The organism is Salinicola sp. MH3R3-1 (assembly GCF_001937155.1).
Lineage (GTDB): Bacteria > Pseudomonadota > Gammaproteobacteria > Pseudomonadales > Halomonadaceae > Salinicola > Salinicola halophyticus.
Genome location: NZ_MSDP01000025.1, coordinates 76,271 through 95,965, shown reverse-complemented (window position 1 = coordinate 95,965; position 19,695 = coordinate 76,271). Strand labels below are relative to the sequence as shown.

The window sequence follows — 19,695 nt, the reverse complement described above, 5'->3', positions numbered from 1 at the left end:
GGCGCGCACGGACATCCTTGTCCTGGCGCGCCTCGCGCGACATCCATGTCGCGCGACCCGGCTTGGCGCTTCTCACCCCGCGCGGTCTTGGAGACGCCGGGAGGCAAATTCTAGCCTCTAGATCTACGACTGTTCGGCAATCAGGCCTTCCATACGTCCGCCAGAATCTCGTAGGACTTCACCCGTTCGGCGTGATCAAAACAGTCGGTGTTGACCATGATTTCGTCGGCGCCGGTCTGCTCGAGCAGGTCGTCCAGCTGTTGGCGTACGCTCTCCGGCCCGCCGACCACCGCGGCCCCCAGATTCTGCGAGACCATGGCCCGTTCCTGCGGCGACCAGTCGAGATTCTCTACCGGTGGCAGGGTGCGCGTGCTCTTGCCGCGAATCAGATTGAGAAATTTCTGCTGCTGCGTGGTGGCCAGGAAGCGGGCGCGCTCGTCGGTGTCGGCGGCGACCAGCGGAATCCCGATCATGGCGTGGGGCTTGTCGAGTACACCCGGCTGGAAACCTTCGCGGTAGAGATGCAGCGCCTCGACCATGTAGCCCGGCGCGAACTGCCCGGCGAACGCGAAAGGCAGGCCGAGCCTGGCCGCGAGCTGGGCGCTATAGCCGCTGGAGCCGAGCAGCCAGATGGGCACGTGGGTGCCCTCACCGGGAATGGCGCGCACGCGCTGGCCGGGTACGGTATCACCCAGATAGCGGCGTAGTTCATCGAGACGGTCGGGGAAATCGTTGACGCCGGCGCGTGGGTCGCGGCGCATGGCCTGCATGGTGATGCCGTCGGACCCCGGCGCGCGGCCCAGGCCGAGATCGATCCGATCCGGGTAGAGCGTGGCCAGGGTGCCGAACTGCTCGGCGATCGCCAGCGGCGGATGGTTGGGCAGCATGATGCCGCCGCTGCCGATGCGTAGCGTCGAGGTAGCGCCCGCAATGTGACCGATCAACACGCTGGTCGCCGCGCTGGCGATCCCATCGATGTTGTGATGCTCGGCCAGCCAGTAACGGTTGTAGCCAAGGCGTTCGGTCTGCTGGGCCAGGTCGACGCTGTGACGGAAGGTCTCCGCCGCAGTACCGTCGCGCGTGATCGGTGCCAGGTCCAGCACCGAGAGAGGAATATCGGCAAGTCGTGACATGAGCGTTCCCATCGAGAAGTGAGTGAGCGCTAGTTAGCGCCCTCATAATCCCTATCATGAGGGCGCCAGAGACGAATGCAACCGATTCCACCGCCGCCGACCTTTACGCTACTTCCGGGTTGGTCGGACCTCCGAACGAGGCGTGCGCCTAGATCTCTTTCAGCAGAGCCTGAATGTCCTGACGACGCCCGGCATCGGCCGTTTCCCTGCCGGGGCGCGGCGCTGCTGCCATGGCCTTCTCGATCGCCTGGCGGGCCTGCGCATCGTCGCCCTGATCGTGGAGGAAGTCTGCCCAGAAGTAGTTGCTGTCGATCCCGTCGGGATTGAGGCTCAAACCTTTCTGCAGCAGCTGTCGCGCCTTGTCGTCGTCACCGAAGCTGATGGGCCAGCCGGGCACCTGGTGATAGAGCGTACCCAGGCTGGTGTACGCCGAGCCGCTCAGCGTCGTCGGATCGATCGACAGCGCCTGCTCGAACTCGGCTCGGGCCTCCTTGACCTGCGATAGGGCGCTTAGACCGCCCTCCGCGCCTGCCTGAGAGCCACGAATGATACCCGCCCAGGTGTGTAGTTCTGCACTTTTGGGTTGTGCTTTAAGTAGAGCCTGAGCGCGCTGATAGAGCTGCTCGAAGGCATCGGCACGTCGCGCTTCCGGCGTCTGGTACCGAATGTTGGCCCAGCGGCTCTGGAGTTCATGCAGGCCCGCGGCGGCCGGCGCTGCCGAGTCTGCGGTCGATGCCGAAGCCGTCAAAGGCTGTGCCGCCAACGCCATGGGGCTGTCGGTAAGCGCCATCCCAGCCGTCGTGGCGAGAACCATGGCGAGAACCATGGCCTTCAAAGAGTGGTGTTCTGTCATGGTGATCTCCCTGTGCGAGTCAGGACGACGTGGAAGGACGACGCGCATGCTGCTGGATCGTTGGAAGCTGCTTTTTGAGCGCGCGATCGACGAGGCCGGGCAGAATGCCGTTCAGCTTGACCAGCAGGCACTCCGGCCAGCCAAGCTGTCGATCACGAGCATGCTTCTCGATGCCGCGGATGACGCTAGCGGCGACGTGAGCGGGTTCGTCCACGTGGTTGCCCAGCGCGGTGTTGAGGGCATCGGCGCGGTCACTGTTCATGCTCGTGCGGGTGGCACGAGGCGAGATATGCAGCACCTGGATCGGCGTATCGGCTAGCTCTCGACGCAAGGCTTGACTGAATCCGCGCAAGGCGAACTTGGTCGTGCAGTAGGCGGTATAGCCCGGGTGGCCAATCGCACCGAAAGCAGATCCGAGGTTGACGATCCAGGCGCTATTTTCGTGCAGCAGTCGCGGTAGCAGCGCCTGAGTGAGGAGCAGGGTGGCTGTTACGTTGAGGTCCACCATCGATGAGATCGCCGCCGGAGACTGCTCGTCGAAGAGGCCGAAATGATTTACCCCGGCGGCGTTGATCAGCATGTCGACCCGTGCATCATCGGCGGCCTCGACGACCCTGCGACGCTCATCTAGCGCTGTCAGGTCGGCGGTGAGCGCACGAATGCGCTCGGGCGCCAGTGTCGTCAGTTCTTTCAGCACGCTGGCGTTGCGCCCCACGATAAGAAGCCGCGCGCCGCGCTGGGCCAGCAGTGTCACGAGTTCCCGTCCGATACCGCCACTGGCGCCCGTGACCAGGATGCGGCGATCAGACCAGCGCATGGCTCAGGCCCTCATGGCTGGCGACGTCGTCGGCATCCCGCTGAAGATTGCGGAACATGGCACCGTAGAGGCGATAGACCATGTTGGCGGAATCGATGATGGCCTGCAGGTCGGCGGGGTCTTCGAGCCGGTTGATCTGCTCCTCGAAGAACGCCAGATGTCCGATATCGAGGCTGCCGTGGGATTCGAGGTAGCGAAAGGCGTTGGCCGGGAGTCCGGCACCGTCGCGCATCTGCTCGGCGGCTTGGGTGGCGATGGCGGTACTGGTGCCTTCCAGCACGTGCACCATGCCGAAGAAGCCGACCGGGTTGTCGTAGGCGATGACATCACGGATGTAGCGCACCATCAATTCGGTAGCCGGCGCGGGTGTGGCACTGGCGACGGCATCGGCATCGCCCCCAATGGCGCGAATATCGTCCAGAATCCATTCCTGGTGGCCGTACTCTTCCTCAATGTATTCCACCAGCGCGCCACGCAGCCATTCGAGACGAGCCGGCAGGCGCGCCCCGCAGGCCATCATCAGCGGCACCGTCTGCTTGACGTGGTGATAGGCCTGTTCCAGAAACGCGAGATAGATGTCCCGCGTGATGTTGCCTTCCAGCGCCCGGCGAATGACCGGCGTGTCGAGCAGCCATTGGCGATGACTGGCAGTGGCTTGTTGCAGTTTTTCATAGCGGGACATGATGTCGTCTCCTGAGACGTAAGCGGATGTCTTACACATCCGCCGATGGAAATACCGGGCTCGTAAGCCAGGTGTGGTAATGGTTGACCAACGCGTCACGGCGCAGTCGGCCATTGGCGGTTGCTAGACCGTTTTGTGCAGTAAAGGGGGTGCTGCGTTGCCACAGTGAGACGCGCGCGTAATCGGGCAATCGGGCGTTGGCTCGCGCCACGGCGTCTTCGATTTGGCGATCGTTGACCCAGTCGCCTCGCGGCACCAACAGGGCACGATTGAAGGACTGCGCTTCACCGCTCACCCAGGCCTGGGCAAGCGCGGGTTCGGCGGTCAATTCAGCCTCGACCCAGGCCGGATCGACATTGCGGCCGTAGGCGGTGATGAAGACCTGGCGATGACGCCCCTTGAGCCTCAGGTCATCGCCATCCCATTCACCTAGATCGCCCGTGGGCCAGACCGTCGGTGCCGGGCCGCTGTCACCCAGGTAGCCCAGCATCACATTGCCCCGAACCAGCACCTCGCCATCTTCAGACAGGCTTACCTCTGCATGAGGCAATGGTCTGCCCACGCTGCCGGGTCGATGTTCACTGGGACGAGCTTCGCCGGGACGATTGAGTGTGACGACGGACGCGCACTCGGAAAGACCGTATCCTTCGAACACCGGCCAGCCAGCGGCTTCCGCGCGCGCCAAGAGCGCGGGCGACACCGTGGCCCCGCCGACCGCGAAGAAACGGCCAAAGCCGATGGGCGCATCGCCTTGCTGGGTGAGTAACGCCGAAAGCAGTTGCGGCACCAGAATGAGACTGTCCGGCGCGTGCTCGGTAATGACCTGCCAGCCGAGGGCGCTATCGAAACCACTTGCGCCCAGCCAGCCCAGTGCCCCCAAGGAGGGCAGTGTGACGCTGCCGCCCAACCATAGTGGGGCGTATATGCCGCCGATGTTTTCCAGCAGCGTCGCCAGTGGGAGTATTGCCAGGTGTCGGCGCACGTCGACGCTAGCGGCGATCTCGGCGAGACTCTCGGCGACGACGAGCTGGTTGTCGCTACTCAGGCAGACGCCTTTGGGCGTGCCGCTGGTGCCCGAGGTGAAGGTGATCTTGTGCGTGCCTTCGGGTAACGCTGGGAGTGACGAGACAACGCGGCGCTGCCAGAGCGTGGCGTCTTTGGTGTTCGTGGAGCCGCTGGTGTCTGTGATAGCCTCGAAGCCCAAGGCCGTCGCCACGGACGGCTTCCCGATCAGCGCATCCAGACCTGCCTGATCGACCACGTGGGCTAGCTGTGACGGCGCAAAAAATCCGGGTAGCGGCACGCAGACGATGGCCTCCTGCATCATCGCGAGATCCCACAGTACCCAGTCGACGCCATTATCGAGGGCCAATCCGACGCGCTGACTACCGAGTTGACGTAGCTGGTGTGCGCGGGATTCGACAAGCGCCATCAGTTCGCCGTAATCGATCGACCGGGTCTCGTCCTCCAGGGCGACACGGTTCGCGTCGGTCTTCCCCAGCGTCCACAAATGGTCCAGAAAGCGCTCACGCATGATCGATATCCTTTTGAAGCGGGGCAGCGGCTGGCACGGTGTTGATGATCGTGCGGTCGCCGCCCGGGGCGAGGCGATGCCAAGCGGCAAGCAAGTCGCCACCCATGACCCAGGGGCGGTGCAGGTAATAATTGCCCCAGTCGCCTTGCGCGGTACCCAAGCGGGTCGGGTCGGCCGCCGCGAGACGATGAACGTCGAGGCCAAGGCGTCGAAATCCATTGCGAACGGTTGCCGTTGCGGTGAATGCCAGCCACCGGCACTCCTCGGCGACGAGAGAGGCAATCAGTGCGCGAATCAGCGGGACCGTCATGCCAGGTCGACGAGCGGCCAGATTGCCGATTTCCGCCAATGCCATGCGATCGACCTGCGTCTCCAGAACGTCGGAGAGGGCCTGCTCGATGGGCGTTTCCAGGTAGTGCTCGAGAAAGAGCGGGGATGCGTCGGCTCGACGGACGCCGACAGCAGCCTGCAGTTGATCTTGCTCCCACAGCCCGTAGAGACGCGGTGCGAAATGGGCGATCGACGCGCCATGCTGCTGCCGGTAGGTATCCGCGATGAAGTGCTCGAGCGTGGCCCGCTCCTGACCGTCCCGACTTTCGCGCCAGATGATGTTCGCCGCTGGGGCAGATAAACCCGACATCGATAGCCCTCCACCAAATATGATGAGGGCGAGGTTGAGGTACAAAGGCTTAACGAAGACTTACGTCGAGGGAGTTTTCGTATGGCATCCCGTTGACTCGCCAAAGGCACCGAGGTAGACCCTGAGCGGCCGCAGAGAGTAGAGGCTTCGTCTACACTGTTGGCGTTAGAGGAAATCAGCACAATCAAAAGGGGACAACATGCCCAAATTCGGCAAGCAAGGGGTATTCATCGTCTCAGCGATGGTGATAGCGGCAATCGTGGCCGTCGGTGCCATTTTTCCAACGGGATTTGGAAATGTCGCTAACGCCGCATTGGGCGCTACCACGCACTATTTCGGGTGGTTCTATCTGATCTCCGTTTTCGGGTTCGTGATTTTTCTGGTGGGGCTGGCGTTCAGCAAATACGGGAAAATTCGTCTGGGGCCACAGGATAGCAAACCCACCTATGGTTTCTTCTCCTGGATAAGCATGCTGTTGGCGGCAGGGTTCGGTGTCGGCCTGGTGTTCTACGGGATGGCGGAGCCGATGACCCATTACATGACGCCACCCTACGGCGATGTGGAACCGGAATCCGCCGAATCGGCGCGCTATGCGATTCAGTACGCGTTCTTCAACTGGGGTATCCACCAGTGGGCCGCGTTTTCGGTGGTTGGCTTGATCATCGCCTATTACCAGTTCCGTAAGGGGCAGGCGGGCATGGTGTCCAACGTACTGTCGTCGGTAACGGCCAAGCGCCCGAAACTGCGCCGGCTCGGGCCGATCCTCGATATCTTCGCCGTCGTCGCCACCGTGATGGGGGTGGCGACATCAATTGGCTTGGCGGTCTTGCAGATCAATGGCGGCCTGCACTCGGTGTTCAATGTGCCCGAGAATATGATGTGGCAGTTCATCATCATGGGGGCGATGTTCATCTGCTACATGCTCTCGGCGACATCGGGCCTGGACAAGGGGATCAAGAATCTTTCCAACCTCAACCTGATCATCTGCTTCGCGCTGATGTTCTACATTCTGTTCACCGGACCCACGGTCGCGATTCTCGAGACCATCACTTTGGGTATCGGCGATTACCTGCAGAATTTCATCGGCATGAGCCTGCGGATGTCACCGTATGATGACAGTCAATGGGCATCCAACTGGACCATTTTCTACTGGGCCTGGGTCATTGCCTGGTCGCCGTTCGTGGGCACCTTTGTGGCCCGAATTTCGCGTGGTCGTACCATCAAGCAGTATGTGTTCGGCGTGCTGGTCGTACCGCCGCTGCTGGCCTGTCTGTGGATTGGCGTATTCGGTGGCGCCGCCATTCAGATGGAAATGAACAGCGATGCGGGCCTCGCTCAGGCGACCTCGGACAACATCACTTCGGCGCTGTTTCAGATGTTCGATCTGATGCCGTTCTCGAATGTGCTGTCGATCGTGGCTCTCTGTCTGATTTTCATCTTCCTGGTGACGTCCGCGGATTCCGCCACCTATATCGTGTCGCAGATGACCGATAACGGCTCGCTCAATCCGCCACTGATGAAGCGGATCATCTGGGGGGTGCTGATCGCGGCAATCTGCCTGACGTTGCTCTCGGCCGGTGGTGAAAGCGGCTTGAAAGGGTTGCAGTCGGCCTCGGTACTGGCCGCGTTGCCGTTCACGTTCATTCTCTACGGTATGATTTTCGTGACGCTGAAAGAGCTGCGCGCCGATCGTAAGGCGATGTTGACCGCGCTCTATCGTAAGCACAGCGACACGCCGGTGGGCGCCGACGCCTTCGAAGCCGAAGAGTTGGCGGACGAAGACCGTTATCGTCGCGCGCCCGATGTCAAAAATCGTCGTATCAACCCGCGCTGATCGATAGCGCCGATCGATAGCGTTGTGGACGACGGCCCCGATCCGGACAGGATCGGGGCCGTTTTTCGTTGGCGAGGATTCCCTGGCGCATCGAGCATTGGCCAGTGGCATGACAACGGCTCTCGATGACAGAGGTGGAGAAATTTATCGAAGCCGCTTAATTTAATACTCAATTCGAGAGGCGTGACGCCGTTAACACGATCATGACCCACTGCGGAGCTTGCCCATGCCACCGGCCACGAAGTCTTCCCGCCAGCTCTCTCACGGGGCGACTCGGCGTGCGCCGACGCCCCCCGACGCTCGGATCGATCGCTGGCTCAATCTGGTAGTCAGTCTCTCCGTCATCACGGCGCTGATCGTCGGCAGCGTCGCGCTGATGGTGACGCTACTCTTCCACTGATTCTCGTCTTCGACTGCCGCGGCCGAAACCATGCGCTCGCGGGTCAGGCGCCGTTCTGGCGCTGTGCCTGCAGACGCTGCATGGAGGCGACCAGGTCATTGAATCGCTCTCCCTGAACCTGCACGTGGTGCTTGATGGCCGTCTCGGCGGCCTCGGCATCGCCCTGTACCAGCGCCGCCATGATGGCTTCATGCTCGTCGAAACTACTGGCAACGCGCCCGCGAGCGTGCAGTTGCAGGCGTCGATAGGGTTTCAGAATGGCGTGCAGGCGCGCGGCCTCCCCGGTCAGGAACTGGTTGTGACTGGCCTGATAGATTAGATGGTGGAAGGTGCCATTTTCATAGTAGTAACCGTCGGCGTCGCCGGCGGTCATGCACTGCCGGCAGGCCGTCTGAGCACGCTGCAACGCTGCCAGCTCTTCGGTTGTCGCACGTCGCGCCGCCAGCCTTGCGCACATGCCCTCCAGTTCCGCCATCACTTCGAAGCGCTCGACCAGCTCGGTCACGCTCAACTGGGCGACAAAAGTCCCGCGCTTGGGCAAGACACGCACCATACCCGATGCCGCGAGCTGCTGCAGCGCCTCCCGGATCGGGGTGCGTGAGCATTCGTACTCGCGCGCCAGCGCTTCCGGATCCAGTTTGTCCCCCGGGGCGAAGTGACCGTCGACAATGGCATCCTCCAGCAAGTCGCGAAGTCGCTGGGCATGCGGGGTGCGAGCCATATTAGACTTTCTCCTAGGTTGACACCCGATGACCGGGGCGTGACTGTTATATATAACAGAGCGATGACATGTATGTTAACCGTCGGTTTCGAAATGTCTCGTTGGTTTCGAAACCAAGGCTTAGCGGCTGGACCGCCTCGCTCCGTTCAACGCTCGCCAGCGTCGCCTTACGTCGCTGGTGAAGTCATAGCCACAGACCCGAGAGGGCCGGCATGAACGTCAACATGAATTTCCTCCAGGACCTGCTATCCAGCATCGGTCGCCGAACACGGGGTCAGTACCTCACGGGGACCGGCTCCGGCAAGGCGGCCAGTAGCCTGGCGAGATTGACCTCGGTATGCGAGACGCTGATGCACCCCGGTGGCGAGGCTTCCCAGATTCTGATCGCCCAGGAAGCGCTGGAACGCTATGCCTCGCTCGACGAAGCGGACCGTATCGCCTTCTTCCAGTTACTGGGCGAGCGCTACGCCGCCGAGCCCGAGGCCATCCACCAAGCTTACGCGGCCTACCGCGTCGACGAGGACAACGCGAGTCTGCAGCAGCTGTTCGCAGCGTGCGAGCCTCGACGCCAACACCTGCTGCGCCGGCTGAATCTCTGCCCTGGCGGGACTTATGAATTAGTCAAAATGCGCGCGGATCTGTTGCGCTGCCTCAAGACCCATCCCGAACTGGCGCCCTTGGATGCCGACTTCGGGCATCTCTTTGCGTCCTGGTTCAACCGTGGCTTCCTGGTGCTGGAGAGCATCGACTGGAACACGCCGGCGGCGGTGCTCGAGAAGATCATTCACTACGAGGCGGTCCACGCGATCGGTGACTGGTCGGACCTGCGCCGACGTCTCGATCCCGGCGATCGTCACTGCTATGCCTTCTTTCATCCGGCGACCGGCGACGAGCCGCTGATTTTCGTCGAAGTGGCCCTATGCCGCGGCATCCCCGACAGCATCCAGACGATTCTCGAAGGGGGCGACGAGGTGCGTCCGGAAGAGGCCGATACGGCCGCCTTCTACAGCATCAGCAACTGTCAGGCCGGCCTGCGCGGGATCTCCTTCGGCAACTTCCTGATCAAGCAGGTGGTGCAGGAGCTCAAGCGCGAGCTGCCCAATCTCGAGAAATTCGTGACGCTGTCGCCGGTACCCGGGTTCGCCAAGTGGCTGGCGACCGAGCGCGAGAGCGGGGCGTGTCAACTGACTGACGAGACCGCCGCCAGTATCGACGGCGGCCGCTGGTTAGAGGATGCCAAGTCGCGCGACAAGCTGACACCCGAGCTTCGCGGTCTGGCGGCGCACTATCTGATCGACGTCAAACGCGACAGCGGCATGCCGATCGACCCGGTAGCCCGCTTCCATCTGGGTAACGGCGCCAGTCTGCATCGGCTCAACTGGCCGGGGGACACGTCCGAGAACGGACGCCGTCAGTCCCACGGTCTGATGGTCAATTACCTCTACGAACTCGATCGTATCGAGCAGAATCACGAAGCGTTCAGCCGCGAGGGCACGGTGGTCTGCACCAGCGAGATCCGCCGGGAAGCCAAGCAAGGTCGTTCACGCTGCCGCCATGGCTCGCGAACCGACGCCTGACCGGCCATGACCGTTTATCAAAGCAGGAGTGGTGGAATGAATCAGAATCTTTATCTGCAATTCTCGGGCAATTTCGAGCGCCACCCGGACAAGGTGTTGATCGATACGCCGAGCGGCGAACGGTATCGCTATCGCGACGTGCTAGCTACCTCGCGGCGCATGGCAAAGGTGCTGCGCGAGAGCGGCGTGGAGCCGGGCGATCGTGTCGTGGTTCAGGTCGACAAGAGTCCGCAGGCGATCATGCTCTACCTTGCCTGCCTGCAGACAGGAGCCGTCTATCTGCCGCTCAACACGGCCTATACCGAAGCTGAAGTCGAGTATTTCCTGACCGACGCCGAGCCCCGGATCTATGTGTGTCGGCCCGAGGATCTCGAGATCGCACAGCGGCTGGCCGAGCGTTGCGGCGTGTCAGTCGTCGAAAGCCTGGGCGCCGATGTCGATGGTTCGTTGATGGAACGGGTCGGCAACGCCGAGGAGGATTCTCGTCTCGCCGAACTCGAAGCCAATGACCTGGCCTCGATCCTGTATACGTCCGGCACCACCGGGCGTTCCAAGGGTGCGATGCTGAGCCACGGCAATCTTGCCGCCAACAGTCAGGCGCTGGCGCAGACCTGGCAATTCACGGCTGACGATCACCTGCTGCACGCGCTGCCGATTTTCCATACTCATGGGCTGTTCGTGGCGTGCAACATCGTTCTGACCGTCGGCGCCTCGATGACTTTCATGCCCAAGCTCGATGCCGACCAGCTGCTGGACCTGATGCCGCGGGCGACGGCGCTGATGGGGGTGCCGACGTTCTACACCCGGCTGCTGGCCAGCCCGCGTCTGAACAGAGAGACGACCGCCAACATGCGACTGTTCGTGTCCGGTTCCGCGCCGCTGCTGGCCGAGACCCACCACGAATTTCACGAACGTACCGGCCACGCCATTCTCGAACGCTACGGCATGACCGAAACCAACATGAACACGTCGAATCCCTACGACGGCGAGCGCCGCCCGGGCACTGTCGGCTTCGCCCTGCCGGGTAGCGAAGTGCGGATCACCGAGCGCGAGAGCGGCAAGACGCTGGCGTCGGGGGAGACCGGTCTGGTGGAAGTTCGCGGGCCCAACGTCTTTCAGGGTTACTGGCGGATGCCGGAAAAGACCGCTTCGGAATTCCGGGAAGACGGCTTCTTCATTACCGGTGATCTCGGTCTGATCGATGACGATGGCTACCTGCACATCGTTGGGCGCGACAAGGATCTGGTGATCTCCGGTGGCTACAACGTCTACCCCAAGGAGGTCGAACAGTGGATCGACGAACTGCCTCAGGTGGTGGAGTCGGCGGTCATCGGCGTGGCACACCCCGATCTTGGCGAGGGGGTGACGGCGGCAGTGGTGGTCAAGCCCGGCGAAACACTCGATGAAGCTCAGGTGCTGGCGGCGCTCAAGGACAAGGTCGCGCGCTACAAGCAGCCCAAGCGGGTGTTCTTCATCGATAGCCTGCCGCGCAATGTCATGGGCAAGGTCCAGAAGAACGCGCTGCGGGAGCGCTATGCCGATATCTATACCGGTGCAGAAACGGCACGCCCGTAAGTGTTGCCGAACGCTTTTCACCCTTGCCGCGTGGGTAACGCGGCATGGCGGTCACCGTGCGGTAGACGGTGCTCGTCTCGAGACACGCCAGGCTCATTCGACCGAGCCATCCATGACGACGTCCTAAAGCAAAGCGCCATAACGAGGCTTCATAAAACGACGTCCCATTAAAACGCGCTATAACAATACCCAAGAGGTGATGACGATGGTGATCTACGGTGTAGCACTCCTGGCCGGCTGCATGCTGGCGGGGCTAATCATCGGCGACGTGCTCGGCCAGCTGCTGGGAATCGATTCCAATCTGGGCGGGGTGGGTATCGCCATGCTGCTGCTGATCTTCGTGACCGGCTATCTCAAGGACCGCGACAAGCTGCCGGAAACGACGGAGAGCGGCATCAACTTCTGGAATGCGATGTACATTCCGATCGTGGTGGCCATGGCGGCGAGTCAGAACGTGGCGGCGGCATTCAGCGGCGGCATGGTGGCGATCCTGGCCGGCGTGCTCTCGGTCGTGCTGGGGTTGGCGCTGGTTCCGGTACTGACCGGCAAGAAGACCGATGACGCGAGCCCGCTCGAGTCGACCCCCACTGCCCCTAGCGGCCATTGAGCGAGATTGCCGACATGAACGATTCCATTGTCTCTCTGGTCGACAAATATCACCTGATCGCGGCTTTCGCGGTGATTGGTCTCACCATGTACGTGGCCTACTGGCTCAGTCGCCATCTGACGGCGGGGCGTCTGCACGGTTCCGCCATTGCGATCATCATCGGCCTGGTACTTGCCTACATCGGCGGCGTGTCCACCGGCGGTAGCAAGGGGCTTTCGGATGTCACGCTGTTTTCCGGGCTCGGGCTGATGGGCGGCGGCATGTTGCGGGATCTGGCGATCATCGCCACCGCCTACGGTGTCCGGCTTCACGAAATCAAGAAGGCTGGCCTGCGCGGCGTGATCGCGTTGTTTCTCGGCGTTCTCGTCTCGTTCGTGGCAGGGGCTGCCGTGGCGATCGGTTTCGGCTATACCGACCCGGTCGACATCACCACCATCGCGGCGGGCGCAGTGACCTATATCGTCGGACCGGTCACCGGGGCCACGCTGGGGGCGAGCTCGGAAGTGATCGCGCTGTCGATCGCTGCCGGTCTGGTCAAGTCGATTCTGACCATGATCGCGACCCCGATGACCGCAAAACTGATCGGGCTGGACAACCCGCGCTCGGCGATGATCTTCGGTGGCTTGATCGGCACGACCAGCGGCGTTGCTGCAGGCCTGGCGGCGACCGATGCGCGACTGGTGCCTTACGGCGCGATGACGGCGACGTTCTATACCGGGCTGGGCATCCTGCTGGCACCGACCGTGCTGTTTCTGGCCGTGCGAACGATCTTCTAGATCGGGGCGATCTTCCCGGAGTCGTCCCCAGCGCTTTCTCATGGGCCTGGCCGATCGCCAGGCCGAGCGAACGGCGATGCAGTCGAGATTAGCGAGATGGCCGGCCAGAGGCTGGCCGTCACGTCAGAGCGACGAAAATGCCTGATTGCAACACTGCCCGGGCCGGGAGACACAAATCGGCGCGATGGCGACGCAGCCGCGGCCGGCAGACTTGGCCTGATAGAGCGCCTGATCGATCTCTTCGAGCAATCCCTTCGACGTCTGATGATGATGCTCGCCGACGCCGGCGGAGAAGCTTATCCGAAGATCGTAGGGGCTCAGCGGGTGGTCGTGAAGTTGCTCGATGAGGCGGTTCAACGTGGTCTGCGCCGCGAACCGGTCGATGCCGGGCAGAATCATCAGGAACTCTTCACCTCCCCAGCGAATGAAGGTGTCGCTTGCGCGCAGCAACTCGACCACGAGACGGCTGAAGTCCGTCAGGATGGTGTCGCCGACAGGGTGACCATACTGATCGTTGATCTCCTTGAAATAGTCAAGATCGAGCATGGCGACGGAGACTTTCTCGCCGTAGCGCTGACTGCGTTCCAGCGTCTGTTCCAGCAGTTCGAGGCCGAAACGGCGATTGTGCAGTCCCGTTAGGTCATCGCGCGTTGCCAGGTACTCGAGACGTCGGTTCTTCTGCTCCAGCCGACGTTCGAGATTGCGTCGCTCGGTGATATCGACGAGAAAGGCGATGTGCTGTGGGCGGCCGAGGTCGTCATGGTTGATCGTATCCTCGATGATGACGGTCCGGGTCGATCCATCCCGCAACAGAACCTCCACCGCGCGACGCTGATTCAGCGCATCGGGAAAACTGGCAGCGTGATACTGGTCGGCGGCTGGGCGATGCTGCTCGGGCAACAGCTTGCGGAAATGGGCATTGAGCAGCTCGCTCTCCGTATAGCCGAAGAACCGGCAAAAAGCGCGGTTGACCAGGCGCAGATAGCCCTCGACATCGATGACGCACACGCCCATGGGCAGATTCCCCAGCATCTGGTGCAGTTGGGGCTCGGCCTGGGGCAGCAGACTGGGAGTGGCATCGCTGTCGGCCTCGGTAATCTCGCCGACGGCAATCAGGACATGGCGCCGGTGGTCGCCGTCGGCGGGGACATCCAGTGGCGAAATCTTGAGCTTGACGGCTCGCAGTGGCTTCCGGCTTTGACGGAGATGAAAGTATTGCCACTGAGGCGAGGCGTGTGAATCGTCCTCAAGCATCGCTGGATGTCGGGCGCCGGTTGCCGGACATCGCCGGGCATCCAGCCAATGCCAGGGGTCGGCTGTGGGGAAACTGTCACCTATCGATAATAGACGTCTCGCTGTCTCGTTGGCATCGACCAGCAACGGCACATCCTCATCGATCCGATAGATCAATGCGGCGATGTTGAGCGTGTCCAGCCCGTCAGCGGTGGATGAAGCATCCACCGACTGGCGGGGCAACCGATTTTTCGAAGCAACCATAAGCTAGGATACCGAGGTTCATACGGTGAGAAGAGTAGCCAGACGCGTCGGATCGTTAGCGTTCACCCCGGGCCAACGCGAAGCGCGAATCGGGGCAAGTAGGTAGTTGTCCTGCGATCGGTCTGGCAAACCAGTATCCCTGCTGCCTCGCAATACCATGCTGATAGAGCCAGCGAGCTTCTTCTATTGTTTCGACGCCCTCGGCGATCAGCGTAATACCGAGCTGATGGGCCAGGGTGACGATGTGTTCGACGATTCGTTGTTGTCTTGGTGCTACCTGTATATGGCTGATCAGTTGGCGGTCGATTTTTAGCACGTCGGGCGAGATATCGATCAGCAGATCGAGATTGGCGTGACCGGTGCCGAAATCGTCCAGCGCCGTTTTCATTCCCATTGCCCGATAGCTGTCCACGATGTTCTGGAGATGGCGACGGTCCGCGACGCTTTCGGATTCGGTAATCTCGAAGCAGAGTCTGCTGACCGGCCAGCCGACGCGTTCTGCAGCCTTCAGGGTCGCCTGAATACAGGCTTGCGGCTCGTAGACGGCATTGGGGAGGAAATTGATCGACAGCATGCCGACGGCGCCCAGCTCGTGGGCCAGTTCGATCGCCTTGACACGGCATGCCTGATCGAAGCGATAGAGTGTCGTGGCGTCGACTCTGGCCAGAATCGAGGCGGCCGACTCCCCGCCAGGGCCTCTGACGAGCGCTTCATAGCCATAGACATGGCCTTGGGCGATATCGACGAGTGGCTGAAAAGCCATGGTGAAATCGAAGTCCAGCGGCGCATCACAGCGTCCGCAGAGGTTCTCGTGTCTGGCGCAGCCCGGCATTGCTGTCCTCCTTGACGACATGCGCGGTAGTGACGACGTTGCCAGAGATGCGATGCTGATATTCTCGGCAAGCTAACCCAGCTTAGATCACTTGATCGGAATCGAATAGCAGTGATTTAGCGGAAACGTGTGAATGTCGCTGTCAGTCTTCGTCTCGATTGACGGGTTCGACGTCTGGAACGCATTTATCGGCCCTTGGGAACCTATGAAACCTTCCTGGAGCACCATGTTCTGTCTGCTGGCGATTGCCGTCGGTGTCGCTTTCGACAAGGGGGGCTGGCAGATCCCGCGAGAGTGGAATCCCTTCGCGCCGCTAGCGATAGAGGACCCCGTCACACCGATGACACGCTGGAAGCTCAAGCGTCTGGCCGGCGATCGCGAGGCTTGCCTCGCCGCTCTCGAGACCGCGCCAGCAATCTCTTTCACACCGCTCGACGACTATACGCCGACGGCGGGCTGTCCCCTGACAAACGTGGTTCGGCTATCGAGCACGCAGGTGGCATTCAGTTCGAGCTTCGTCGCAAGCTGCCCTTTGGCATTGGCATGGACGATGTACGAGCAGCACGAGTTACAGCCGCTGGCCGAGCGACTGCTCGGCTCGCGTGTCTCGAGCGTTCAGCACTACGGCTCTTTCGCCTGCCGCAATATATACCATCGCGAGAACGCCCGGCGCAGCGAACACGCCACGGCCTCGGCACTCGATGTCGCAGGGTTTCGATTCGAGAATGGGCGGGCCATCAGTGTGCTCGACGACTGGGATGACGTCGGCACGCAGGGTGAGTTTCTGCACCAGGCGAAAGCCGGCGCCTGTCACTACTTCGGGACCACCTTGGGGCCGGACTACAACGCCGCTCACGCCAACCATTTTCATCTCGGCATGCGCGGCGTGTCGTTCTGCCGCTAGCCTGGGCGTCGGCGGCGTACCGCAATCACGATGTCAGTGACTGACCAGGCCGCCGGTTTTCTACTGACGCCGATGGTGTCAACGATTTCCGGATCATGACAAACGACTTCCGGATCATGACAAAAGGCGCGCGGGCACCTAAGGTTGTCGATAAATTCCATGACGATCTTGCCGACACGGGTGTCGATTGCGGGGCCCACGTCGTCGTCATCGCAATCATCGATTTTCCGTTTTACCTGCAGCTAAGGAGAAGCTCATGCGTTTGACCGTCAAAGGTATCGAGGAAGGCCAGCCGATCCCGGCACTGTTCGCTTTTGCCATCCCTGACCCCGACCAGCACATGCGTCTGGGTGACAATCGCAATCCGGAAGTGCGCTGGCTGGACGCCCCGCAGGGGACACAGAGTTTCGTTATGCTGATAACCGATCCGGACGTGCCGGGCGTAGCGGACGACGTCAATCAGGAAGGCAAGACGCTGCCCGCGAGTCTGCCGCGCGTCGATTTCTATCATTGGGTGCTGATCGATATTCCTGCCGAGGTCAATCTGATCGAGGAAGGCGAGATGGCCGATGGCGTCGTCCCCAAGGGCAAGGCGCCGGGGCAGACCGCCAAAGGCGTCAGCGGCATCAACGGTTACACCGGATTCATGGCCGGCGATCCGGACATGGCTGGCGTCTACGGCGGCTACGATGGGCCTTGCCCGCCGTGGAACGACGAGGTCATTCATCGTTACACCTTTGCCGTGTTCGCGCTGGATATTCCCACCCTCGGGCTGGCGGGCGAATTTACCGGCGAGCAGGTGCGCGAGGCGATGGAGGGGCATGTACTGGCCGAGTCCAGCATCACGGCGACCTACACGCTCAATCCGGATCTGCGCTGATTCGTCATGACTGCAGCCACGGATTCGGCGGCGCTGAGTCGCGCGATACTGTCGATGGCGGCGTCGCGCGGCTCGGACAAGACCTTCTGCCCCTCCGAGGTGGCGCGCCAACTGTCAGACGACTGGCGTCCGCTGATGGTCGACGTACGCGACTGCGCGCGTGAGCTGGCCCAGGCCGGGTATCTTCGGGTCAGCCAGAAGGGCCGGACACTATCGCCCGACTTGCCCTGGCAGGGACCGATACGCCTGCAGCTGAAGGCTCGCCCGAATGGGAGATGATGGTCGCGGCGCGCGTCGTACCGGCGTCGGCATGATGGTGGTGTTCTGGGTCCTGCTGCTGTTGCTGGCCGGGTGGTGGTTTCGGGGCGTGGAGCAGCGTCGCAACGACCCCAACGCCGGTCTTGCTACCGCAACGTCGATCGAACAGACCCCGGTAACATTGAAGCGCAATGCTCGCGGGCACTTCGTGGCGCCGGGCGAGATCGACGGCCATGCCGTCAAGCTGCTGATCGATACCGGCGCCACCTACGTTTCGCTCTCCCGGTCGCTGGCCCGCGCCCTGGAGATTGAGCCCGGTCCGGAAGCCATGTTCAGCACCGCCAACGGTCGTGTCAGCGGGCATCTGACAGCGCTCGATAGCGTCAGGCTCGGGGGGTTGGAAGCACGTGGTGTCGCCGGTTCGATCCATGCCGGGATCGATGACGATGTCGTGTTGCTCGGCATGAGCTTTCTCGATCGCTTCGATATCAGGATAAGCGGCGACCGGATGATCATCGGTCCGCCCGAATCGTGAGCGGTCAGCGCAACCGCCGTCGGGATGTCACTCCGCGGGTGCGCTGGCCCGGGGATGCACTGGCCCGCGGGTGCGCTGGGCTGGATAGGAAACGGGTTGTGAACTCGTTGCCCGATTGGACGGGTGAGCGATCGAGTCACGATTCGAGTGCAGGACCAACAAGAGGACGAGTCGTCGAGATGACGGGTCGTGATGAATTCTCAGGGAGACATCGATAATGGCGGGAAATCTGTGGCGGGGTGCCTTGGCGCTGGCGGTGACATTGATCCTGGCAGGCTGTGAGAGTTTTTCCACGGGATCGTTGCAGATGCCGGACATCTTCGATCGTTCCGGTAGCGACGAAGTCGTGGTGAAGCGTCAGATTCCCTTTCCGGCGGACGAGTATGCCCGGCTCGAGAAGACCGGCACATCGGCCGTGCAAGGGCGTTTGACCTATACAACATCAGATGGCCAGACTTTGGTGGGTGGCGGCGAGACGGTATCCGTGGCGCCGGCCACGCGCTATGCGGCCGAGGCTGCCGATGTGGCGCTTTCGGGGCGCAAGATCGAACCGGCCGATCCCCGCGCTCGGGAATACACCCACTATGCCAAGACCGATGGCAACGGGTATTTCGTCGTCAGAGGCATTCCGGCGGGCGTGTTCTACGTCGCCGGAAGCGTACTACTACCCGGTGGCGAGTCGCGCAGCCCGATCATCATCAAGCAGATTGAACTCGGCAAGGGGCAGACGCGGGACGTGGACCTGAGCCGCTGAATCCAACGACAGGGAGTCGAATCGTGCTGACCATCTGGGGAAGGCGTAGCTCGTACAACGTGCAGAAGGTGCTGTGGCTGGCCGACGAACTGGCGCTCGATTACGTTCATCGACCGGCAGGCGGTGAGGATGGGGGACTGGAATCGGCGGAATTTCTGGCGCTGAATCCCAACGGTCGAATTCCCGTGATCCAGGACGGCGAGACCGTGGTCTGGGAGACCCATTCGATCCTGCGCTATCTTGCCGCTGCCCATGGCAATGACGATTTCCGGCGCAAGACGCCTGCCGCTCAGTCAGAGGCCGATCGCTGGCTTGACTGGTCGCTTTCCGAACTGGAGCCCGCTTTTTTCGGCGGCGTGTTCTGGGGATTCTATCGGACTCCGGGCGACCAGCATGACGATGCCGCCATCGAGCGTTCTCTGGCACGGTGCGACCGTCTTTATCGGCGGCTCGACAGCCACTTGGCGGACACGCCATTTCTCGGTGGCGAACGTCTGGGGCTGGCCGATATTCCGGCCGGGGCCACGCTCTACCGCTATTTCGAACTCGAGATTCCCCGACCGCCGCTGCCTAACATCGAAGTGTGGTATCAGCGACTGCAGGCACGGCCTGCCTATCAGCGCCATGTGATGCGGCCGTTCGGCGAACTGTATGGGCGCCTGGCTTACTGAGAAGCAGAGCGATGGCGCGAGCCGATGTGTCCGCGGCAGTCAGTCGATCTCGGCGGTGTCTCGTCTGAATTTACCCATGACTGGCGTAGACCATTGGCGATACGGGGTTACAAAGGGAACAATTCGGGTATGATGCTGTGTAACCCGCTACGCTTCTCCGACTCGCGTGGCGTGAATTACCGTTTCCATAAGCCTGTTTTCAAGCAGACTGAAGC

21 protein-coding genes are annotated in these 19,695 nt (G+C 61.8%); 12 read left to right on the top strand and 9 right to left on the bottom strand.

Annotated features, from left to right (window positions below):
* Positions 1-140: 140 nt before the first annotated feature.
* The 6 genes from BTW08_RS14970 to BTW08_RS14945 all read right to left on the bottom strand — a co-directional run bounded on the left by BTW08_RS14970 (position 141) and on the right by BTW08_RS14945 (position 5,659).
* Positions 141-1,133, bottom strand: a complete 993-nt coding sequence (locus tag BTW08_RS14970; RefSeq protein WP_075563325.1) for an LLM class flavin-dependent oxidoreductase — start codon at positions 1,131-1,133, stop codon at positions 141-143.
* Positions 1,134-1,281: 148 nt separating this feature from the next.
* Positions 1,282-1,986 (bottom strand): hypothetical protein, encoded by a 705-nt coding sequence (locus BTW08_RS14965; protein ID WP_075563324.1) that lies wholly within the window; start codon positions 1,984-1,986, stop codon positions 1,282-1,284.
* A 19-nt stretch (positions 1,987-2,005) separates the two neighbouring features.
* Positions 2,006-2,803: an SDR family oxidoreductase gene (locus tag BTW08_RS14960; RefSeq protein WP_075563323.1), complete on the bottom strand. Its 798-nt coding sequence runs from the start codon at positions 2,801-2,803 to the stop codon at positions 2,006-2,008.
* Positions 2,790-3,485, bottom strand: coding sequence for an iron-containing redox enzyme family protein (locus BTW08_RS14955; RefSeq protein WP_075563322.1), 696 nt, complete (start codon positions 3,483-3,485; stop codon positions 2,790-2,792). The genes BTW08_RS14960 and BTW08_RS14955 overlap by 14 nt, the downstream gene beginning before the upstream one ends.
* 31 nt (positions 3,486-3,516) lie before the next feature.
* Positions 3,517-5,019, bottom strand: coding sequence for an AMP-binding protein (locus tag BTW08_RS14950; RefSeq protein WP_075563321.1), 1,503 nt, complete (start codon positions 5,017-5,019; stop codon positions 3,517-3,519).
* On the bottom strand, positions 5,012-5,659 hold the full coding sequence (locus BTW08_RS14945; protein WP_075563320.1) for a thermostable hemolysin: 648 nt from the start codon (positions 5,657-5,659) through the stop codon (positions 5,012-5,014). Before BTW08_RS14945 ends, BTW08_RS14950 begins: the two co-directional genes overlap by 8 nt.
* A 199-nt stretch (positions 5,660-5,858) precedes the next feature.
* On the opposite strand from BTW08_RS14945, the gene BTW08_RS14940 reads away from it, so the two are divergent.
* Both BTW08_RS14940 and BTW08_RS19160 read left to right on the top strand, forming a co-directional pair.
* Entirely contained in the window at positions 5,859-7,493 is a 1,635-nt protein-coding gene (locus tag BTW08_RS14940) for a BCCT family transporter (protein WP_075563319.1), read from the top strand.
* Positions 7,494-7,719: 226 nt separating this feature from the next.
* Entirely contained in the window at positions 7,720-7,893 is a 174-nt protein-coding gene (locus BTW08_RS19160; RefSeq protein WP_168170669.1) for a hypothetical protein, read from the top strand.
* A 43-nt stretch (positions 7,894-7,936) separates the two neighbouring features.
* Here the strand turns inward: BTW08_RS19160 and BTW08_RS14935 are convergent, their stop codons facing one another.
* Positions 7,937-8,614 (bottom strand): GntR family transcriptional regulator, encoded by a 678-nt coding sequence (locus tag BTW08_RS14935; protein ID WP_075563318.1) that lies wholly within the window; start codon positions 8,612-8,614, stop codon positions 7,937-7,939.
* Between the two features lie 212 nt (positions 8,615-8,826).
* On the opposite strand from BTW08_RS14935, the gene BTW08_RS14930 reads away from it, so the two are divergent.
* The 4 genes from BTW08_RS14930 (at position 8,827) to madM (ending at position 13,149) form a co-directional block, all read left to right on the top strand.
* Complete coding sequence (locus BTW08_RS14930) at positions 8,827-10,191, top strand: malonyl-CoA decarboxylase (protein WP_075563317.1); 1,365 nt, start codon at positions 8,827-8,829, stop codon at positions 10,189-10,191.
* Positions 10,192-10,227: 36 nt separating this feature from the next.
* Positions 10,228-11,766 carry a malonyl-CoA synthase gene (locus BTW08_RS14925; protein ID WP_075563316.1) on the top strand — a complete coding sequence of 513 codons (1,539 nt, stop codon included), beginning with the start codon at positions 10,228-10,230 and terminating at the stop codon, positions 11,764-11,766.
* Between the two features lie 205 nt (positions 11,767-11,971).
* Positions 11,972-12,373, top strand: coding sequence for a malonate transporter subunit MadL (madL, locus tag BTW08_RS14920; RefSeq protein WP_075563315.1), 402 nt, complete (start codon positions 11,972-11,974; stop codon positions 12,371-12,373).
* Positions 12,374-12,387: 14 nt separating this feature from the next.
* Complete coding sequence (gene madM, locus BTW08_RS14915; RefSeq protein WP_075563314.1) at positions 12,388-13,149, top strand: malonate transporter subunit MadM; 762 nt, start codon at positions 12,388-12,390, stop codon at positions 13,147-13,149.
* Between the two features lie 123 nt (positions 13,150-13,272).
* Here madM and BTW08_RS14910 read toward each other — a convergent pair whose 3' ends face one another.
* Positions 13,273-14,625, bottom strand: coding sequence for a sensor domain-containing diguanylate cyclase (locus tag BTW08_RS14910; protein ID WP_168170668.1), 1,353 nt, complete (start codon positions 14,623-14,625; stop codon positions 13,273-13,275).
* Positions 14,626-14,701: 76 nt separating this feature from the next.
* The gene (locus BTW08_RS14905; RefSeq protein ID WP_075563313.1) at positions 14,702-15,478 is read right to left on the bottom strand and encodes an EAL domain-containing protein; all 777 of its coding nucleotides are present in this window, start codon (positions 15,476-15,478) and stop codon (positions 14,702-14,704) included.
* Between the two features lie 205 nt (positions 15,479-15,683).
* Between BTW08_RS14905 and BTW08_RS14900 the strand changes: the two genes are divergently transcribed.
* The 6 genes from BTW08_RS14900 (at position 15,684) to BTW08_RS14875 (ending at position 19,480) form a co-directional block, all read left to right on the top strand.
* Complete coding sequence (locus BTW08_RS14900; RefSeq protein WP_075563360.1) at positions 15,684-16,382, top strand: extensin family protein; 699 nt, start codon at positions 15,684-15,686, stop codon at positions 16,380-16,382.
* A gap of 256 nt (positions 16,383-16,638) precedes the next feature.
* Positions 16,639-17,262: a YbhB/YbcL family Raf kinase inhibitor-like protein gene (locus BTW08_RS14895; RefSeq protein ID WP_075563312.1), complete on the top strand. Its 624-nt coding sequence runs from the start codon at positions 16,639-16,641 to the stop codon at positions 17,260-17,262.
* A gap of 6 nt (positions 17,263-17,268) precedes the next feature.
* Positions 17,269-17,541 carry a DUF3253 domain-containing protein gene (locus BTW08_RS14890; RefSeq protein WP_075563311.1) on the top strand — a complete coding sequence of 91 codons (273 nt, stop codon included), beginning with the start codon at positions 17,269-17,271 and terminating at the stop codon, positions 17,539-17,541.
* The gene (locus BTW08_RS14885) at positions 17,531-18,055 is read left to right on the top strand and encodes a retropepsin-like aspartic protease (RefSeq protein ID WP_075563310.1); all 525 of its coding nucleotides are present in this window, start codon (positions 17,531-17,533) and stop codon (positions 18,053-18,055) included. Before BTW08_RS14890 ends, BTW08_RS14885 begins: the two co-directional genes overlap by 11 nt.
* 217 nt (positions 18,056-18,272) lie before the next feature.
* Complete coding sequence (locus tag BTW08_RS14880; RefSeq protein WP_139313676.1) at positions 18,273-18,809, top strand: carboxypeptidase-like regulatory domain-containing protein; 537 nt, start codon at positions 18,273-18,275, stop codon at positions 18,807-18,809.
* Between the two features lie 23 nt (positions 18,810-18,832).
* The gene (locus BTW08_RS14875; protein ID WP_075563309.1) at positions 18,833-19,480 is read left to right on the top strand and encodes a glutathione S-transferase; all 648 of its coding nucleotides are present in this window, start codon (positions 18,833-18,835) and stop codon (positions 19,478-19,480) included.
* Positions 19,481-19,695 lie beyond the last annotated feature (215 nt).

Bases quoted from the DNA above. Each gene is read 5' to 3' on its own strand.
- BTW08_RS14925 (WP_075563316.1), top strand. From the start codon at position 10,228: ATGAATCAGAATCTTTATCTGCAATTCTCGGGCAATTTCGAGCGCCAC.
- BTW08_RS14885 (WP_075563310.1), top strand. From the start codon at position 17,531: ATGGGAGATGATGGTCGCGGCGCGCGTCGTACCGGCGTCGGCATGATG.
- BTW08_RS14960 (WP_075563323.1), bottom strand. From the start codon at position 2,803: ATGCGCTGGTCTGATCGCCGCATCCTGGTCACGGGCGCCAGTGGCGGT.
- BTW08_RS14935 (WP_075563318.1), bottom strand. From the start codon at position 8,614: ATGGCTCGCACCCCGCATGCCCAGCGACTTCGCGACTTGCTGGAGGAT.
- BTW08_RS14940 (WP_075563319.1), top strand. From the start codon at position 5,859: ATGCCCAAATTCGGCAAGCAAGGGGTATTCATCGTCTCAGCGATGGTG.
- BTW08_RS14890 (WP_075563311.1), top strand. From the start codon at position 17,269: ATGACTGCAGCCACGGATTCGGCGGCGCTGAGTCGCGCGATACTGTCG.
- BTW08_RS14905 (WP_075563313.1), bottom strand. From the start codon at position 15,478: ATGCCGGGCTGCGCCAGACACGAGAACCTCTGCGGACGCTGTGATGCG.
- BTW08_RS14880 (WP_139313676.1), top strand. From the start codon at position 18,273: ATGGCGGGAAATCTGTGGCGGGGTGCCTTGGCGCTGGCGGTGACATTG.
- madL (WP_075563315.1), top strand. From the start codon at position 11,972: ATGGTGATCTACGGTGTAGCACTCCTGGCCGGCTGCATGCTGGCGGGG.
- BTW08_RS14900 (WP_075563360.1), top strand. From the start codon at position 15,684: ATGAAACCTTCCTGGAGCACCATGTTCTGTCTGCTGGCGATTGCCGTC.
- BTW08_RS19160 (WP_168170669.1), top strand. From the start codon at position 7,720: ATGCCACCGGCCACGAAGTCTTCCCGCCAGCTCTCTCACGGGGCGACT.
- BTW08_RS14945 (WP_075563320.1), bottom strand. From the start codon at position 5,659: ATGTCGGGTTTATCTGCCCCAGCGGCGAACATCATCTGGCGCGAAAGT.
- BTW08_RS14950 (WP_075563321.1), bottom strand. From the start codon at position 5,019: ATGCGTGAGCGCTTTCTGGACCATTTGTGGACGCTGGGGAAGACCGAC.
- BTW08_RS14970 (WP_075563325.1), bottom strand. From the start codon at position 1,133: ATGTCACGACTTGCCGATATTCCTCTCTCGGTGCTGGACCTGGCACCG.
- BTW08_RS14955 (WP_075563322.1), bottom strand. From the start codon at position 3,485: ATGTCCCGCTATGAAAAACTGCAACAAGCCACTGCCAGTCATCGCCAA.
- madM (WP_075563314.1), top strand. From the start codon at position 12,388: ATGAACGATTCCATTGTCTCTCTGGTCGACAAATATCACCTGATCGCG.
- BTW08_RS14930 (WP_075563317.1), top strand. From the start codon at position 8,827: ATGAACGTCAACATGAATTTCCTCCAGGACCTGCTATCCAGCATCGGT.
- BTW08_RS14895 (WP_075563312.1), top strand. From the start codon at position 16,639: ATGCGTTTGACCGTCAAAGGTATCGAGGAAGGCCAGCCGATCCCGGCA.
- BTW08_RS14965 (WP_075563324.1), bottom strand. From the start codon at position 1,986: ATGACAGAACACCACTCTTTGAAGGCCATGGTTCTCGCCATGGTTCTC.